The following is a 17,621-nucleotide window of genomic DNA, read 5'->3' on the forward strand; positions in this document are numbered from 1 at the left end:
GATTTAATGATAAGATTTTAAATTTAAATCTTAATTGATTAAAGATTATATAAAGAGTAAAAAGGAATTTTAAAGGATAAAAGTTTCTTATAGCTAAGTAAACTTAAAAAAATAGATGATTTAAATTGATGAATAAAATTAAAGGATTTAAAGGGTTAATTTTAGTGTGATTTAATATGTTTTTTCTTTAGTTTAAGTCAATAGTAAAGTCAATAATATTTTCAAGTATAAAAATTAAAATTAATTAAAAATAATTTAAAGCAATCATATATCTATAAAAAGCTTATTTTATAGATGATTGAAAAGAGGTAAAAAAGTATAAATGGTGCGGTTAGCGAGACTCGAACTCGCACACGCGTGGCGCACCACCCCCTCAAGATGGCGTGTCTACCAATTCCACCATAACCGCATTTAAGCCTTGTTTTAAGGCTTGTAAAAATTATTGAAAAACTATAAAAGGATTTGCATAAAGTACTATTAAAGCTATAACAAGGGCATAAATAACTTGTGCTTCAATCATCGCTAAAGCAATAAACATGGTTGTCATAAGTTTAGCTCCAAGACCAGGATTTCTAGCTGTACCTGCTATAGTTGCTGCTGCAGTATTTCCCATACCTATAGCACCACCTAAAGCGGCAACTCCAAGGCCTAAACCTGCTGCAAGTACTGAAAATGCTTTGATCCATACATTAATAGCTTCTTGTTCTACAGGAGTATTAGTTTCAGCTGCAAAACTCACTGCTATACAAGCTAAAAATAAAAAAAGAAATTTTTTCATTATTTTTTAACCTTTCTTTATAAAATAAAATACAAAATTTAAATCGGTTCGGCTTGCGTATCCCTACTTAAGATTTAAAAAATGAAGTTTTTATTTTATCTAAAGATATCTTTATTTTTATTGAAATTTACAAAATTTCACATTTTTATCAATTTTTTTTAATTTTCAATAAAGCTTAAAAATTTTTTTGCTTTAATAATATTTTAAAATATTTTTTAAAAAATAATTCTTAAAATATGAGAAGGTTGTAATTTTGAATTCTAAATTTTCAAAAATAGGTTTTATTTTGGCAGTAGCAGGATCTGCTGTGGGGTTAGGCAATGCGTGGAAATTTCCAACATTAGTAGGGCAAAGTGGAGGATCTGCATTTATTTTGCTTTATATTATTTTAACCTTAGGGGTAGGTTTTGTCATATTTTTGGCTGAACTTAGTATAGGTAAACTAAGTGAAAAAGATCCTATTAATGCTTATAAAGTATTAGCACCATCTTATAAAAAAGCTTGGTCTTGTGTTGGCTTTACCATGATAGGGGCTATTTTAGTTGTTTCTTTTTATATGCTAGTGATAGGTTGGGTATTAAAATATGCTTTTTTAAGTATAAGCGCTAATTTACCTTTAGATTTACAAGCAAGCCAAGCCCAGTTTGGGTTTTTTACAAGTGAGGATTTTTTAAGTCAATTTATTTGTTTTACTTTGGTATTTTTAAGCGTTTTTTACATAGTTTCTAAAGGTATTAAAAATGGTATAGAAAAACTTAATGTTTGGATGATGCCTTCTTTATTTGTTTTACTTATATTAATGCTTGTTTATGCTATAAGTAAAGAGGGTTTTGCTTTAGCTGTTAAATTTCTTTTTGTTCCAGATTTTTCTAAACTTAGTATTTCTAATGTTCTTGAAGCTTTAGGACTTGCTTTTTTTAGTCTTTCTTTAGGAGTTGGAACTATTATTACTTATTCTGCTAGTTTACCTGATAAAACCAATTTTATTTCTAGCACTTTAAATATTATTTTTATCAATCTTTTAGTGGGTTTGCTAATGGGTTTAGTAGTTTTTACTTTTATTTTTGAATTTGGTTATGATCCTAATCAAGGCGGACCTGGACTTGTTTTCATTTCTTTAGCTACTTTGTTTGAAAAAATGGGTTTTGTAGGTTATATTTTAGGAACTGCTTTTTTTGTTTCTTTGATTTTTGCAGGTATTACTTCTGCAATTTCCATGGTTGAACCTTTTACTTTTTATCTTATTAATACTTTTAATATCAGTCGCAAAAAAGCTTTAGTTTTTATAGGTATTGTTGTATATATTTTAGGAACTCTATGTATTTTATCTTCTTTAAAAAGCACGCAATTTAATATTTTTGGAATGAGTTTTTTTGATCTACTTGATAGTCTTTCAAGTAAGTTTATCATGCCTTTGGGTGGAATTTTAGCGGCTATATTTGCAGGTTTTATCATGAAAAAAGAAACTTTAAAAAATTTATTTCAACCTTATATGAAGGGTATATTTTTTGAACTTTGGTATATCTTTTTAAGATTTATCTCGCCTTTGGCTGTAGTTATAGTTATGTTAGCTGCTTTTTTTAAATAAATTAAGAAGTCTTAGTTTTTGCTAAGGCTTTTTAGTAGTCTTTATTTTTTAATTAAAATATTTTTTATATTTTACTTACTTTAATTATTATTTTTTAAATGTAAATTTTTTGCATTTTATATTGTAAGATATAGCAGAATTTTTGTATAATAATTATTATTTTTAAATAATTTCAAGGAAAATAAATGGCTAAAAAATTCATCGATATCATGGACACCAGTTTTAGAGATGGTTTTCAATCTGTTTTTGGAGCTAGAGTTTTAATGGATGATTTTTTTCCTGCTGTTGAAGCAGCAAAACAAGCAGGTATTACACATTTTGAATTTGGTGGAGGGGCTAGATTTCAAAGTTTATATTTTTATCTTAATGAAGATGCTTTTGCCATGATGGATAGATTTAGATCTATAGTAGGAAAAGAAATGAATTTGCAAACTTTAGCAAGAGGTGTAAACACTGTGACTTTAGATACAGGAAGCAGGGAACTTATTGATTTGCATGCAAAACTTTTTGCTAAACATGGTACCACAACTATAAGAAATTTTGATGCATTAAATGATATTAATAATTTAAAATTTAGTGCCCAATGTATAGTAAAATATGGCTTAAAACATGAACTTGCTATTACTTTAATGGATTTACCTCCAAATTGCAAAGGTGCTCATGATCTTGCTTTTTACGAAAAAATTTTAAAAGACATTTTACAAGCTGAAATTCCTTTTGATAGTATTTGTTTTAAAGATGCTAGTGGAACTTCAAATCCAAATAAAATTTATCAAACCATTAAAATGGCTAGAAAAATTCTACCGCAAAACACACATATAAGATTGCATACTCATGAAACAGCTGGGGTAAGTATAGCCTGTTACCTTGCAGCACTTCAAGCAGGGGTTGATGGCATAGATTTAGCAGCTGCTCCAGTAAGCGGGGGAACTTCTCAACCTGATATTTTAACCATGATGCATGCTTTAAAAGGGCAAGATTATGATCTTGGTGGACTTGAAGAAGAAAAAATCTTAAAATATGAAGAAGTTTTAAAAGAATGCTTAAAAGACTATTTTTTACCTCATGAAGCAAGCATGGTAAATCCTATTATCCCTTTTTCCCCTATGCCAGGAGGCGCTTTAACAGCAAATACTCAAATGATGAGAGATAACAATATCTTAGATAAATTTCCTCAAATCATCCATGCTATGCGTGAAGTTGTTGAAAAAGGAGGATTTGGCACTTCTGTAACTCCTGTTTCTCAGTTTTATTTCCAACAAGCTTTTAATAATGTCATGTTTGGACCTTGGAAAAAAATCGCACAAGGATATGGTAAAATGGTCTTAGGTTATTTTGGAAAAACTCCAGTTAGTCCTGATCCAAAGATCATTGAACTTGCTGCTAAAGAGTTAAATTTAGAACCTACCACAGAACTTGCTATTGATATAGCTGATAAGGATGAGACCAAAAGTATAGCTTATGTTAAAAGCTTGCTTGAAAAAGAAGGTATAGTAATTAGTGAAGAAAATATTTTTATTGCAGCAGCATGTAAAGAAAAGGGTATAGCCTTTTTAAAAGGTGAAGCTAAGCTTAATGTACGCAAAATCTTAACCAATGATCTTGCTCCTACTAAATTAGATCAAAACAAATTTACTGTTGCAGTAAATGGTAATAAATATCATGTTGAAGTAAGTTATGGTTTTGATAAGGATGTTAATATTAAAAATGTAAAAAAAATAAAAGAAAATATACCAAATTCATCTTCTGATTTAAATGTTTATGATAATATAGAAAATAAAATTATAACAGATGTTTCAGGTAATGTTTTTAAAATCAATATCAATAAAAACCAAGAAGTAAAATCAGGACAAGTTATTATGATTTTAGAAGCAATGAAAATGGAGATTGAAGTAAATGCCCCAAAAGATGGCATAATTTCAGATCTTTGTGTTAAAATAGGTGACACAGTTAATGAAGGTCAAATTTTAGCACTTTATAAAAATTAAAGCGAGGAAAAAATGGAAAAATTTAATAATTTGGGTATAGAAAATATAAAAGAAATATTTCATAATTTAAGCTATGATGAGTTAAATACTCATGAAAAAGCTAACAACGAAGGTTTAAGCACCGATAATGATACTTTTTGTGTAGATACAGGAATTTTTACAGGAAGAAGTCCTAAAGATAAGTATTTTGTAAAGCAAGATCCTTCAAATCAGTATATTGCATGGGGAAAAATAAATCAAGCTATCACAAAAGAGTTGTTTGATAAGCTTTTAACCCAGGCAAGACAAGAGTTAAGTGGAAAGAAAATTTATATTCAAGATGCTTTTTGTGGGGCTTCTTTACAAAGTCGTAAGGCTATAAGATTTGTAACTGAAGTGGCATGGCAAGCACATTTTGTAAAAAATATGTTCATAAGACCAAGTCAAGAAGAACTTGAAAATTTTAAAGCTGATTTTACAGTTTATAATGCTTGCAAATGTGTCAATCAAGACTATAAAAAAGACGGTTTAAATTCTGAAGTTTTTGTGATTTTTAATATGGAAGATAATATAGCTGTTATAGGTGGAACTTGGTATGGCGGAGAGATGAAAAAAGGTATTTTTTCTATGATGAACTATTGGTTGCCATTAGAAAATAAACTTTCCATGCATTGTAGTGCTAATGTTGGAGAAAAAGGTGATGTAGCCCTTTTCTTTGGACTTAGCGGTACTGGCAAAACTACACTTTCAACAGATCCAAAAAGAAAACTCATAGGCGATGATGAGCATGGTTGGGATGATGAGGGTGTATTTAACTTTGAAGGGGGTTGTTATGCTAAAACAATCAATCTTAATCCTGAATACGAACCAGAAATATATAGTGCTATTAAAAGAAATGCTCTTTTAGAAAATGTAGTTTTAAGATCAGATAAAAGTGTAGATTATGCTGATGATTCTAAAACTGAAAATACAAGAGTTTCTTATCCTATAGAACATATAAAAAATCACGAGCCTAGTTTAAAAGCAGGGCATCCAAAAAATATCATTTTTTTAACTGCTGATGCTTTTGGTGTTTTACCTCCTGTAAGTAGATTAAGCAAAGAACAGGCTATGTATTATTTTTTAAGTGGATATACAGCAAAAGTAGCAGGAACTGAAAGAGGGATTACTGAACCTCAAGCAACTTTTTCAGCTTGTTTTGGTGAACCTTTCATGCCTTTGCACCCAACAGTTTATGCAAGATTGCTTGGAGAGAAAATTCATAAACATCAAGCCAATGTTTATCTTGTAAATACAGGCTGGAGTGGCGGAAGCTATGGCGTAGGACAAAGAATGAGTATTAAAATCACTAGATCTTGCATCAATGCTATCTTAGATGGAAGTATTTGCGAGTGTGAATTTGAAAATTTTGAAGTTTTTGATCTAGCTATTCCTAAGGCTTTAAATGGTGTAGAAAATAGTTTTTTAAATCCTATAAATACTTGGGCAGATCAAGATGCTTATATTAAAACAAGAGATAAATTAGCTAGTATGTTTGTAGAAAATTTTAAACGTTATGAGGATGTAAAAGAAGGAGTAGAATTTAGTCAATTTGGACCTAGAATTTAAAGTATTTTTATGAAAAATGTAATGTGGTCTGGGCGTTTTAGTTTTGCAAGTGATGAACTCTTAAAAGAATTTAATGCAAGTTTAAATGTAGATAAAGCCTTGTTTGAAGAAGATATACAAGGCTCTATCGCTCATGCTTGTATGCTTGAAAAATGTGGTATTTTAAAAAAAGAAGAACTAGATCTTATTATAAAAGGTTTAGAACAAATTAAAGCTGAGATCAAACAAGAACAATTTGTTTTTGATATAGAAGATGAAGATATTCACATGGCTATAGAAAAACGTCTTAGTCAAATCATAGGCACTGAAGTAGGTGGAAAATTACATACTGCAAGAAGTAGAAACGATCAAGTAGCAACAGATCTTAAGCTTTATACTAAAAAAACTCATATAGAACTTATAAGGTTTTTAAAAGATCTTATCCAAACCATACTTTTACATGCTAAAAATCATAAACATACTATAATGCCTAGTTTTACACATTTACAACATGCGCAAGTGATAAGTTTTTCATTTTATATTTTAACTTATGCTTTTATGTTTATGCGCGATATTAAACGTTTGCAAAATAGCTTAGAACTTGCAGATTTCTCTCCTCTTGGTTCTTGTGCTTGTGCAGGGACTAGTTATGAGACAAATCGTTATTTTAGTGCTAAAATACTTGATTTTAAAGATATTATGCCAAATGCTATGGACGGTGTAAGCGATAGAGATTTTGTTCTTGACTTACTTTATGATATAGCTGTGATTTTTACTCATACTTCTAGGCTTTGTGAAGAAATGATTTTATTTTCTACTTCAGAATTTGGCTTTTTAACTATGAGTGATAGTTTTTCAACTGGAAGCTCTATCATGCCTCAAAAGAAAAATCCTGATGTTTGTGAACTCATACGCGGAAAAACAGGACGCATTTATGGGAATTTGATGGCTTTATTAACCACAATGAAAGCCTTGCCTTTGGCTTATAATAAAGACATGCAAGAAGATAAAGAGCTTTTATTTGATAGTGTTAAAAGCGCTAAAAATAGCTTAATCATTCTCAATGCCGCATTAAAGCAAATGCAAATCAACAAAGACAATATGGCTCAAGCTTGTAAAAAAGGACATTTATTAGCTACTGATTTGGCTGATTATTTAGTACGAGAAAAAAATATTCCTTTTAGAAAAGCCCATTTTATTGTAGGAAATGTAGTAGCTCAAGCTGAAAAAGAAAAAATAGACATAAGTGAGATTAAAGATCTTTCAAAAATAAATCCTATTTTTGATGCAAAAGCTATGGATATTTTAGATTTTCAACATTCTTTAAACGCTAAACAAAGCCAAGGGTCTAGTTCTGTTGCAAGCGTAGAAAAGCAAATTGAACTTTTAGAAGAATTTATTGCCTCTTTGTAAAAATATTTTTTAGACATTAAATCTAAAATGTATAATATCTCCATCTAAAACGATATAGTCTTTACCTTCAAGCCGTAATTTTCCGGCTTCCTTAACCCCGTTTTCACCTTTATAATGAATATAATCTTCATAAGAAATAACTTCAGCTTTTATAAAACCCTTTTCAAAATCATTATGAATCACACTTGCAGCTTTTGGAGCTTTCCAACCTTTTTTAATAGTCCAAGAACGTACTTCAACAACTCCTGCTGTAAAATAACTTATAAGTCCAAGTTTGGCAAAAGCTGTGCGAATGATTTGATCTAAACCACTTTCATTAATCCCTAAAGAATTTAAAAATTCTTGACTTTCTTCTTTGCTTAAACCTACAAGCTCTTCTTCAATTTTTGCGCAAAGTTTTATAACTTCATGATTATTTTTTTTCGCATATTCTTTTAAGCTTTTAACATAGGCATTATCTTCTTTGATACCATTTTCATCAACATTTGCCCCATAAATAACTTCTTTAGCAGATAACAATCTTAGTTCTTTAATTAAAGTTTGATACATTTCATTTTCTTTATGAGGATAAGAACTTGCTGCTAAACCTTCATTAAGATGTTTAAGTAAAGATTGTGCAAGTTCTAGGTATTCTTTGGCATTTTTTTGATTAGTTTTAACTTCTTTGTTAAGTTTTTCTATTTTTTTATTAATTTGTTCTATATCTGCTAAAATAAGTTCGGTATTAATGATTCCTACATCACGCAAAGGATCAACCTTGCCTTCAACATGGGTGATATTTTCTTCATCAAAGCAACGTACAATGTGTAAGATCACTTCTGTTTCTCTGATATTAGATAAAAATTTATTTCCTAAACCTTCGCCCTTGCTTGCACCTTTAACAAGTCCTGCAATATCTACAAATTCTATCAAAGAATGCATTATTCTTTCAGGTTTTACTATTTTTGCAAGTTCATTTAATCTTAAATCAGGCACTTGTACCATAGCCTTATTTGGTTCTATGGTACAAAAAGGGTAATTTGCACTTTGAGCACTTTGGGTTTGGGCTAGGGCGTTAAAAGTTGTTGATTTTCCAACATTAGGAAGTCCTACTATACCAACACTTAAATTCATTAATTTTTCCTTAAAATATCAAGCAAATAATTAACACACATTCTCACTCCTGCACCACCTGCACCAAAATTAGAATATCCCCATGCTTTTTCCACATAGGCTGGACCTGCGATATCAAGATGCAACCATTTATCTTTATACTCTTTGCGTATAAATTTATCTAAAAACAATCCCGCTGTAATAGCCCCGCCATAACGGCTAGTAGAAGTATTGCTAACATCTGCTATGTTTGATTTTATCAAATCTCTAAGATAAGGATTAAAATGTAAAATAGTAGTGTATTCTCCACTTTTTTTAGAACTAGCATAAAAATCGTTTTGTAATTGTTCATTATTTCCCATAATAGCACTTGTAAATTCTCCAAGTCCTACTACGCATGCTCCAGTAAGAGTTGCCATATCAATGAGTAAATCTGGTTTTAAATCTTGTGCAAAAGAAAGACAATCAGCTAAAACCAAACGTCCTTCAGCATCTGTATTTCTTACTTCTATACTTACACCTTCGCGTGAAATTAAAACATCATCAGGTTTATAAGCATTGCCTCCTATCATGTTTTCAGTAGCACCTAAAACACAATGCACTTCTAAATCCAAATCAAGCTCAGCTACTGCTTTTATAATGCCCATGGCTGCTGCTGCACCGCTTTTATCAGCCTTCATAGTAAGCATATAATCTGCAGGTTTTAAACTTAAACCTCCGCTATCATAAGTTAAACCTTTTCCAACAAAGACCACGCGTTGTTTAGAATTTTTACCCTTATAGCTAAGATGTATAAGACGTGGTGGATGTATTGAGGCTCTATTAACTGCTAAAAAAGCCTCCATTTTTTCTTTAGCAAGGAAGTTTTCATCATAAATTTTGCATGTAATATTTTTATTTTCTTGAGCTAAATTTTGCGCATCTTCTGCCATTTTTAAAGGAGTATAAATTTCTGGAATTTCATTGACTATATTTTTAGTAAAATTTGTTGCATTTGCTAAAATTTCTCCGCGTTTTAAGCCTATTTTAGCTTCATCTTGATTGAATTCTTTAGCATTGAGCTCTTCGCTAGAAATGATAAATTTTTCCAAAGTACTTACTTTTTTTTCTTTTTTATATTTATCAAATTTATAAGCTCCAAAAAGCACACCTTCAACTAAAGAAGCAAAACTTCTAACCACGCAATCTCCAACTATACTAGGAAGTTTAACGCTTTTAATATTAAGTTTTTCAAGGCTTTTATAAGCAGTACAAAGTGATAATCTTATATCTTCATAAGCAAGACTTTTAAGATCTAAATATAATTTTTTATTATTTAAATCAAGTAAAGTTCCTTCGCCTTCGTAATTGTTTAATTTAAAAAAATCTTTTTCTTTATCAAATTTTTTGATATTTTTATCTTGTATAAAAATAAGTTCAAAATCTGCTTGTATAAGTTCTAATTTTTTGTCATTAAATTCAAATTTCATAATTTTTCCTTTTATTTTTAAGTATATTTTTTTCTATTTGTTTAAATCCAAATAATAACAAAAATAAGCAAATTGCAATAATAATAGCCGCATAATACCAATAAGATTCAGCCCAAGCTACCATTTTCCAAATTTCTTCACCAAAATACCAAGCTAAAAGTATAGTAATAGAAGCCCAAACCCAAGCACTAAAAAGGTTAATAATAGCAAATTTTTTAGCATTATAACGTGTTATGCCTATACTCATAGGTATAATGGTTCTAAAACCATACATATAGCGTTGTATGAAAATAATAGGCCAGCCAAAACGCTGTAAAAGTAAATGTGCTACTGCAAATTTACGCCTTTGAGTTTTAAGTTTTTTTTGAATATAGCGTTTATTATATCTTCCTATATAAAAATAAATTTGATCACCAACAAAACCGCCAAGTCCTGCTACAAAAATGATTAAGCCTAGATTAACATGACCTTGATGAGCAAAAATTCCTGCTAAAATTAAAGCCAATTCACCCTCTAAAATACACCATAAAAAAATAATAATATAAGCTAGATCTTTATACTGATAAAGTAAGTCTTTTAAAAATTCTTCCATATTCTACCTTCCTTAATAAATAAAAAATTAAATCTTTAAAACACTATAAACTGAAGTAAGTTTTTCAAGTTTATTAGCACCATTTAAATCTTTAAGATTTATTAAAAAACATGCCTCAACACATTTTGCACCTGTTTTATGTATAAGTTCATGCGAAGCTATGGCTGTTCCACCTGTTGCTATTAAATCATCTATAAGTAAAACTTTTGCATTTTTAATATTTTTAAATGCATCTTTGTGAAGTTCTAACTTATCACTTCCATATTCAAGATCGTAAGTACAAGAAAAAGTTTCAAAAGGAAGTTTTCCTGGTTTTCTAATGGGTACAAAAGGAAGATTAAGCTTAGCGCAAAGCATGGATGCAAAGATAAATCCTCTGCTTTCTGTTCCTGCTATAAAATCTAATTCATAATTTTTATAGCGTTTTTCTAAATGATTGAGTAAAAAATTTAAAACCTCTTTATTATTCAATAAAGTAGTAATATCTCTAAAAATAATTCCTTTTTTTGGAAAATCAGGAATAATTCTAATGCTATTAAGTAAATACTGTTGTTCTTCTTGGGTTAGTTTTATCATAACAATGCCTCAATTTTTGCTTCTAATTCTTTAATTCTTTGTCTTAATTTATCATTTTCTAAACGATATTGAGAATTTCTTGTTCTTAAAGAAGTAAGATCTGCTTTAATTTTATTTAATTCTTCTGTGAGTATGTCTATATTGCCAAGACTTCTTTGAAGTTGAATCTGTAATTTTCTAATGATAATTTCAGTATCATCAAGATTGTTTTTAATAAAATCTTTTGATGTTTTTTCTTTATTAAGTAGGGTTTTATAATAAAATAACATAACACTTAAGTAAAGAGTTGCGCAAATTAGCACAGTTAAAATAAGCCAATTTGTAAACATTATATTTTTACCTCTATTTTTTGAATTCTTTGTGTGTGTCTTCCTTGTTCAAAAGGTGTTTGTATGAATTTTTGTATGATATTTATAGCAAGTTCAATACCTATAAGTCTTCCTCCAAGTGCTAAAACATTAGCATCATTATGTTTTCTTGCGAGTTCTGCGCTTAAACTTTCATGACACAAAGCACAACGGATGTGTGGGTGTCGGTTTGCTGCTATAGAAATCCCAATACCACTTCCACAAATGAGTATACCAAAGCTTTTATTATCGATTTTAGAGGCGAGTAAATGGGCAAAATCAGGATAATCACAACTTGCATCATCATGAGTTCCAAGATTATGAAAAAGAAATTCTTTTTCCTTTAAGAATAAGCAAATTTTTTCCTTTAACTCAAAACCAGCATGATCGCTAGCAATATAAATTTGTTTTTTAAGCATCGCTTTCTCACATGTAAAATCAAGATTTAAGATTTTAATTTTATCATATTAAATCATAAAAATACCTTTTCTTTTTAAAAATAAGCTTTATTTTTTTTGAATTATGTTAAAATAATAAATATAAATAAGCTTAAAAAAGGGGAAAAAGAATGAAGCTTATACTTATAGGATCTTCTACTGGGGGTCCTAATCAGCTTAAATTTCTTTTAAAAGATCTTGATATAAAAAATACTTCTATAGTTATAGCCCAACATATGAGTCCTAGCTTTATTCCATCTTTTGTAGGACAATTTAATAAAGAAGCTCTATGTGAAGTGTGTTTGTTAAATAATAAAGAAGTATTAAGTAATAAAATTTATATTTGCCTTAAAAATACTATTTTATCTGGAAATTTAACGATTACAGCTATTTGGCAAGATGTTGCATCAAGTTTTAAACCTAGTATAGATTTACTTTTTCAATCTGCAGTTTCTCTAACTAAAACAAATAAAATACTAGCCATTATTTTAACTGGAATGGGAGATGATGGCGCAAAGGGTTTATTAGAACTTTATAAAACAGGGGTTAAATGTTTGTGTGAAAATGAAACAGATAGTGTAGTTTATGGAATGCCAAAAAGAGCAAAAGATATAAATCCACATTTAAAATGTAAAAGTTTAAAAGAAATTAAAAAAGAAATCTTAGATTTTGTTAACCAAACCTAATAAAACAAGGAGGATGAGAAAAAGTTTAAAGTTAAAAAATAAAAGTTGTTAATTCGCAATTGAAAATTTAAATTGTAATTAATTTAAAGGGAAAATATAAAAGGAAGACTATTATGGAAGGTAGAACAACTCCTAGCGAATATGAGCTAAATGAGTTTATAAAAATTATTAATGAAATAAGCGGTATTGATCTTAGTGACAAAAAAAGTATTTTAGCTTTAAAATTAAATAAATTTTTAGAAAGCATCTCTGTTAAAAATTTTTCAGATTTTTTGGAAAAATTAAAAGTTAATAAGCAGCTTAAGCAAGAAACTTTAGATTTTGTAACCATAGGTGAAACTTATTTTTTAAGAGAATTAGCCCAGCTAAAAGCAATTATTTATTATGCTAAAAGTTTAGAAAAAAAAGTTAATATCTTAAGCGCTCCTTGTTCTAGTGGTGAAGAAGTTTATTCTCTTGCCTTACTTGCTGCACAAAATTTTATGAAAGATATTTATATTTTGGGTATTGATATTAATTCTAATGTCATAGAAAAAGCAAAATTAGGTAAATATCAAGGAAGAACCTTACAGCGCTTAAGTGAAAATGAAAAAAGAAGATTTTTTACAGAAAATGAGGATAAATTTTATACCATCAATAAAAATGAACTTTGTCTTTGTAAATTTGAACTTTGCAATGTCTTCGAAGAAAAATTTTTAAGATTAGGTAAATTTGATATTATAGCTTCTAGAAATATGATTATTTATTTTGATCATGAATCAAAATTAAAACTTATGGAACAATTTCATAAAATTTTAAATCATCAAGGAAGGCTTTATGTAGGTAATGCTGATTTGATTCCTGAAACTGTTTATTTTAAAAAAGTTTTTTCTTCAAAGGGTATTTATTATGAGAAAATTTAATTAAAATATTTTTACTAAAAGTTACAATTTTTAAATTTCTTAGTAAAAATAAGTTACATTTTTGAAACAATTTTATTGATTTAATGTTAGAATGATTCTGTAGTTAAATACAGAAGGAAAAATTTTGATTAAACTAAAAAATGTAAACAAATACTATGGAACCCATCATGTTTTAAAAGATGTCAATCTTACAGTTAAGGAAGGTGAAAAATTAGTTATTATAGGTCCAAGTGGAAGTGGTAAAAGTACTACTATCCGTTGTATGAACGGACTTGAAGAAGTTACTTCTGGCGAAGTGATTATTAATAATCTTATTTTAAATCGTAAAAATAAAATTGAAATTTGTAAAAAATACTGTGCTATGGTTTTTCAGCATTTTAATTTGTATCCACACATGACAGTTTTACAAAATTTAATTTTAGCCCCAATGAAACTTCAAAAAAAAACTAAAAAAGAAGCAGAAGAAATCGCTTATAAATACTTAAAAGTTGTAGGCTTAGTGGATAAAGCAAATGTTTATCCTATAACGCTTTCAGGCGGTCAGCAACAACGTGTTGCTATAGCTAGATCTCTTTGCACAAATAAACCTTATATTTTATTTGATGAACCTACTTCAGCCCTTGATCCAGAAACTATACAAGAAGTTTTAGATGTTATGAAACAAATTTCTTATCAAAGCAATACCACTATGGTTGTAGTTACTCATGAAATGGGATTTGCAAAAGAAGTAGCAGATAGAATCATTTTCATGGAAGATGGTGCTATAGTAGAAGAAAATATTCCTAGTGAATTTTTTCAAAATCCAAAAACACAAAGAGCAAAACTCTTTTTAGGAAAAATTATTAAAAATTAATCAAATTATTAAAAGGAGAAAATATGATTGTAAAAAAATCTTTATTTAAATTAGCAATGTTAGCTTTAGGTGTTTGTTTTGCATTAAATACAGCTAATGCATCTACAAAACTTGAATCTATTAAAGCCAAAGGACAATTAATCGTTGGTGTTAAAAATGATGTGCCCCATTATGCTTTGCTTGATCAAGCTACAGGTGAAATTAAAGGTTTTGAAGTTGATGTTGCTAAATTGCTTGCTAAAAGTATTTTAGGTGATGATAGTAAAATAAAACTTGTTGCAGTTAATGCTAAAACAAGAGGACCTTTGCTTGATAATGGTAGCATAGATGCAGTTATAGCAACTTTTACCATTACTCCTGAAAGAAAAAAAATTTATAATTTTTCAGAACCTTATTATCAAGATGCTGTAGGGCTTTTAGTTTTAAAAGAGAAAAATTATAAATCTTTAGCAGATATGAAAGGTGCTAATATAGGCGTAGCTCAAGCTGCAACTACAAAAAAGATTATAGCTCAAGCTGCTAAAGACATTAATATTGATGTAAGCTTTAGTGAATTTCCTGATTATCCAAGTATAAAAGCGGCTTTAGATGCTAAAAGAGTGGATGCATTTTCTGTAGATAAATCGATTTTGCTAGGTTATGTAGATGATAAAAGTGAAATTTTGCCTGATAGTTTTGAACCTCAAAGTTATGGTATAGTAACCAAAAAAGATGATCCTCAATTCGCACAATATGTTGATAATTTCGTAAAAGATCATAAAAATGAAATTGAAGCTTTAGCGAAAAAATGGGGATTATAGTATGAGTGAGAGCCTGGGTTTTGTTGATAGTTTAAAACAAATTCTTAGCTCTTGGGGTTTATACGATGAAAACAGTATAAACCCTTTTGCAGTATGGAAATTTTTAGATGTTTTAGAAAATAAAGATACTTTTATCAATGGTTTTGTTTATACTTTAGAAGTAAGCGTATTAGCTTTGCTTATAGCAACTATTTTTGGAACTATAGGCGGGGTTATGGCTACTAGTAAATTTAAAATCATTAGAGCTTATACTAGAATTTATGTAGAACTTTTTCAAAATATTCCCTTAGTGGTACAAATTTTCTTTTTATTTTATGCTTTACCTGTTTTGGGTATAAGATTAGATATTTTTACTATAGGTGTATTAGGTGTTGGTGCTTACCATGGAGCTTATGTGAGTGAAGTGGTTAGAAGTGGAATTTTAGCTGTACCAAAAGGACAATTTGAAGCAGCTTATTCTCAGGGTTTTACTTATATCCAACAAATGCGTTATATTATCATACCTCAAACTATTAAGATTATCTTGCCTCCGATGACAAATCAAATGGTTAATTTAATCAAAAACACTTCTGTATTATTAATCATAGGTGGAGCTGAGCTTATGCATTCTGCTGATAGTTATGCAGCTGATTATGGGAATTATGCACCTGCTTATATATTTGCAGCTATTTTATATTTTATTATTTGTTATCCTCTAGCTTATTTTGCAAAAACTTATGAAAATAAATTAAAAAAAGCACACTTAACAAGATAAAGGCTTATTATGGAAAATATTTTTAATACTCAAAATATTGAATTTTTAATGCAAGGTTTATTCCTTACTTTGAAAATAGCTTTAGCTACTTGTATTATTTCAATACTTTTTGGTACTTTTTTGGCAATAACTAAAAATTATGGAGATAGATTAAGTCGTTTTTTATCTTCTTGTTATATAGATCTTTTTAGAAATACACCTTTGTTATTATGGATGCTTGCAGCTTGTTTTGTTTTACCTGTATTTTTTGGTCAATTTCCTCAAGCTTTTTGGGGTACTATAGGATTTTCTCTTTATACGAGTTCGGTTATGGCTGAAATCATTAGAGGGGGATTAAACTCTATTCCAAAAGGACAATTTGAAGCAGCTTATTCTCAGGGTTTTAGTAAATTTTTTACTTTATTTTATATCATTTTACCTCAAACTTTTAGAAAAATCATTCCTGCTTTATTATCCCAAATTATAACAACTGTAAAAGATACAGCTTATTTAGCAGGTCTTGGCATAGCTGAACTTACCTATAATTCTAAAACCATTTTAGCTAGATTAACTAGTTTTGAAGAAATTTTAGCCATGATAGCTATAGTTGCTGGAATTTATTTTATTATATGTTTTTCACTTTCTATTTTAGTAAGATATTATGCTAAAAAAACAGCTTATCTTTCATAAAAAAGTTTATATTTTGTATAATTTTTTTTAAAATTTACAGCCGTTTTTAATAAATTTTGACTAAAATCTTTTTTGTTAATTTATATTTTATTAATTAAGGTTTTTTATGCGAGGTTATAAAATTTTTTCAGGTTCTGCTAATATAGAATTTGCAAGACAAGTGTCTAAGTATCTCTCTTTACCTTTAAGCGATGCAGGCATAAAGCGTTTTAGTGATGGTGAGATTAGTGTACAAATTGATGAAAGTGTGCGTGGAAAAGATGTTTTTATCATACAAAGTACTTGTGTTCCTACAAATGATAATTTAATGGAACTTTTAATCCTTACAGATGCTTTGCGCCGATCTAGTGCAAATTCTATCACGGCTATTATCCCTTATTTTGGTTATGCAAGACAAGATAGAAAGGCAAATCCTAGAGTACCTATTACTGCTAAACTTGTAGCCAATCTCATCCAAGCTGCAGGTATTGATCGCGTAGCCACCATAGATCTTCATGCAGGTCAAATTCAAGGATTTTTTGACATACCTGTAGACAATCTTTATGGAAGCATAGTTTTTAATGATTATATAAAAACTAAACATTTTAAAAATGCTATCATAGGAAGCCCAGATATAGGTGGTGTAGCTAGAGCTAGAAGTGTTGCAAAGCATTTAGGACTTGATATAGTTATAGTAGATAAGCGTCGTGAAAAAGCTAATGAAAGTGAAGTGATGAATATCATAGGTGATGTTAAAGATAAAGAAGTGATTTTAGTAGATGATATCATTGATACTGCAGGAACTATAGTTAAAGCCGCACAAACTTTAAAAGAAAAAGGTGCAAAATCAGTAATGGCCTGTTGCACCCACGCTGTTTTAAGTGGTAAGGCTTATGAAAGAATAGCTAGCGGAGCCTTAGATGAACTTGTTGTAACTGATACTATACCTATAAAACAACATTTACCAAATATTAAAGTTTTAAGTGTTACCCCTGTTTTTGCTGAAGTTATACGCCGTGTTTATCATAATGAAAGCGTGAATTCTTTATTTATTTAAAACTTTCATAGCCTAAAATATGATTTTAGGCTATTTCTTTTATGTTACTTAATGAAACAAAAATAATATATTTTT

Annotated in this window: 18 protein-coding genes and 1 tRNA gene; 11 read left to right on the forward strand and 8 right to left on the reverse strand. The window is 29.2% G+C overall.

Annotated elements, in window-relative coordinates:
• Positions 1-323: 323 nt before the first annotated feature.
• Together A2J15_RS02210 and A2J15_RS02215 are read right to left on the reverse strand one after the other, a co-directional pair.
• A tRNA-Leu gene (locus A2J15_RS02210) sits at positions 324-409 on the reverse strand.
• Between the two features lie 30 nt (positions 410-439).
• Positions 440-778, reverse strand: a complete 339-nt coding sequence (locus A2J15_RS02215) for a F0F1 ATP synthase subunit C (RefSeq protein WP_066777483.1) — start codon at positions 776-778, stop codon at positions 440-442.
• 253 nt (positions 779-1,031) lie between these two features.
• Between A2J15_RS02215 and A2J15_RS02220 the strand changes: the two genes are divergently transcribed.
• From A2J15_RS02220 to argH, 4 genes are all read left to right on the forward strand, one after another.
• The gene (locus A2J15_RS02220) at positions 1,032-2,366 is read left to right on the forward strand and encodes a sodium-dependent transporter (RefSeq protein ID WP_066777486.1); all 1,335 of its coding nucleotides are present in this window, start codon (positions 1,032-1,034) and stop codon (positions 2,364-2,366) included.
• 185 nt (positions 2,367-2,551) lie between these two features.
• Positions 2,552-4,354: a biotin/lipoyl-containing protein gene (locus A2J15_RS02225; RefSeq protein ID WP_066777488.1), complete on the forward strand. Its 1,803-nt coding sequence runs from the start codon at positions 2,552-2,554 to the stop codon at positions 4,352-4,354.
• Between the two features lie 12 nt (positions 4,355-4,366).
• Complete coding sequence (gene pckA, locus A2J15_RS02230) at positions 4,367-5,941, forward strand: phosphoenolpyruvate carboxykinase (ATP) (protein WP_066777492.1); 1,575 nt, start codon at positions 4,367-4,369, stop codon at positions 5,939-5,941.
• Between the two features lie 9 nt (positions 5,942-5,950).
• Positions 5,951-7,333 (forward strand): argininosuccinate lyase, encoded by a 1,383-nt coding sequence (gene argH, locus A2J15_RS02235; RefSeq protein WP_066777494.1) that lies wholly within the window; start codon positions 5,951-5,953, stop codon positions 7,331-7,333.
• Between the two features lie 9 nt (positions 7,334-7,342).
• On the opposite strand, the gene ychF is transcribed toward argH, so the two are convergent.
• From ychF to rpiB, 6 genes are read right to left on the reverse strand one after another with little or no spacing between them, the layout of a single operon-like run.
• Positions 7,343-8,446 carry a redox-regulated ATPase YchF gene (gene ychF, locus A2J15_RS02240; protein ID WP_066777498.1) on the reverse strand — a complete coding sequence of 368 codons (1,104 nt, stop codon included), beginning with the start codon at positions 8,444-8,446 and terminating at the stop codon, positions 7,343-7,345.
• A complete protein-coding gene (locus A2J15_RS02245; RefSeq protein WP_066777501.1) occupies positions 8,446-9,894 on the reverse strand; it encodes a leucyl aminopeptidase in 1,449 nt (482 codons plus the stop codon). The genes ychF and A2J15_RS02245 overlap by 1 nt, the downstream gene beginning before the upstream one ends.
• Positions 9,884-10,486 (reverse strand): DedA family protein, encoded by a 603-nt coding sequence (locus tag A2J15_RS02250; protein ID WP_066777504.1) that lies wholly within the window; start codon positions 10,484-10,486, stop codon positions 9,884-9,886. The genes A2J15_RS02245 and A2J15_RS02250 overlap by 11 nt, the downstream gene beginning before the upstream one ends.
• 27 nt (positions 10,487-10,513) lie before the next feature.
• Positions 10,514-11,062, reverse strand: a complete 549-nt coding sequence (gene apt / locus A2J15_RS02255; RefSeq protein WP_066777507.1) for an adenine phosphoribosyltransferase — start codon at positions 11,060-11,062, stop codon at positions 10,514-10,516.
• Positions 11,059-11,391 (reverse strand): hypothetical protein, encoded by a 333-nt coding sequence (locus A2J15_RS02260; RefSeq protein WP_066777511.1) that lies wholly within the window; start codon positions 11,389-11,391, stop codon positions 11,059-11,061. The genes apt and A2J15_RS02260 overlap by 4 nt, the downstream gene beginning before the upstream one ends.
• Positions 11,391-11,828 (reverse strand): ribose 5-phosphate isomerase B, encoded by a 438-nt coding sequence (rpiB, locus tag A2J15_RS02265; protein WP_066777514.1) that lies wholly within the window; start codon positions 11,826-11,828, stop codon positions 11,391-11,393. Before rpiB ends, A2J15_RS02260 begins: the two co-directional genes overlap by 1 nt.
• 149 nt (positions 11,829-11,977) lie before the next feature.
• Between rpiB and A2J15_RS02270 the strand changes: the two genes are divergently transcribed.
• The 7 genes from A2J15_RS02270 to A2J15_RS02300 all read left to right on the forward strand — a co-directional run bounded on the left by A2J15_RS02270 (position 11,978) and on the right by A2J15_RS02300 (position 17,546).
• On the forward strand, positions 11,978-12,532 hold the full coding sequence (locus A2J15_RS02270) for a CheB methylesterase domain-containing protein (RefSeq protein WP_066777518.1): 555 nt from the start codon (positions 11,978-11,980) through the stop codon (positions 12,530-12,532).
• Between the two features lie 113 nt (positions 12,533-12,645).
• A complete protein-coding gene (locus tag A2J15_RS02275; protein ID WP_066777520.1) occupies positions 12,646-13,434 on the forward strand; it encodes a CheR family methyltransferase in 789 nt (262 codons plus the stop codon).
• A 124-nt stretch (positions 13,435-13,558) separates the two neighbouring features.
• A complete protein-coding gene (locus tag A2J15_RS02280) occupies positions 13,559-14,287 on the forward strand; it encodes an amino acid ABC transporter ATP-binding protein (RefSeq protein ID WP_066777523.1) in 729 nt (242 codons plus the stop codon).
• A 23-nt stretch (positions 14,288-14,310) separates the two neighbouring features.
• Positions 14,311-15,087, forward strand: a complete 777-nt coding sequence (locus tag A2J15_RS02285; RefSeq protein ID WP_066777525.1) for a transporter substrate-binding domain-containing protein — start codon at positions 14,311-14,313, stop codon at positions 15,085-15,087.
• A gap of 1 nt (position 15,088) precedes the next feature.
• A complete protein-coding gene (locus tag A2J15_RS02290; RefSeq protein ID WP_066777526.1) occupies positions 15,089-15,841 on the forward strand; it encodes an amino acid ABC transporter permease in 753 nt (250 codons plus the stop codon).
• Between the two features lie 9 nt (positions 15,842-15,850).
• Complete coding sequence (locus A2J15_RS02295; RefSeq protein WP_066777528.1) at positions 15,851-16,510, forward strand: amino acid ABC transporter permease; 660 nt, start codon at positions 15,851-15,853, stop codon at positions 16,508-16,510.
• Positions 16,511-16,616: 106 nt separating this feature from the next.
• Positions 16,617-17,546 (forward strand): ribose-phosphate pyrophosphokinase, encoded by a 930-nt coding sequence (locus A2J15_RS02300; protein WP_066777530.1) that lies wholly within the window; start codon positions 16,617-16,619, stop codon positions 17,544-17,546.
• Positions 17,547-17,621 lie beyond the last annotated feature (75 nt).

Origin of the sequence: Campylobacter hepaticus (assembly GCF_001687475.2) — a bacterium.
Lineage (GTDB): Bacteria > Campylobacterota > Campylobacteria > Campylobacterales > Campylobacteraceae > Campylobacter_D > Campylobacter_D hepaticus.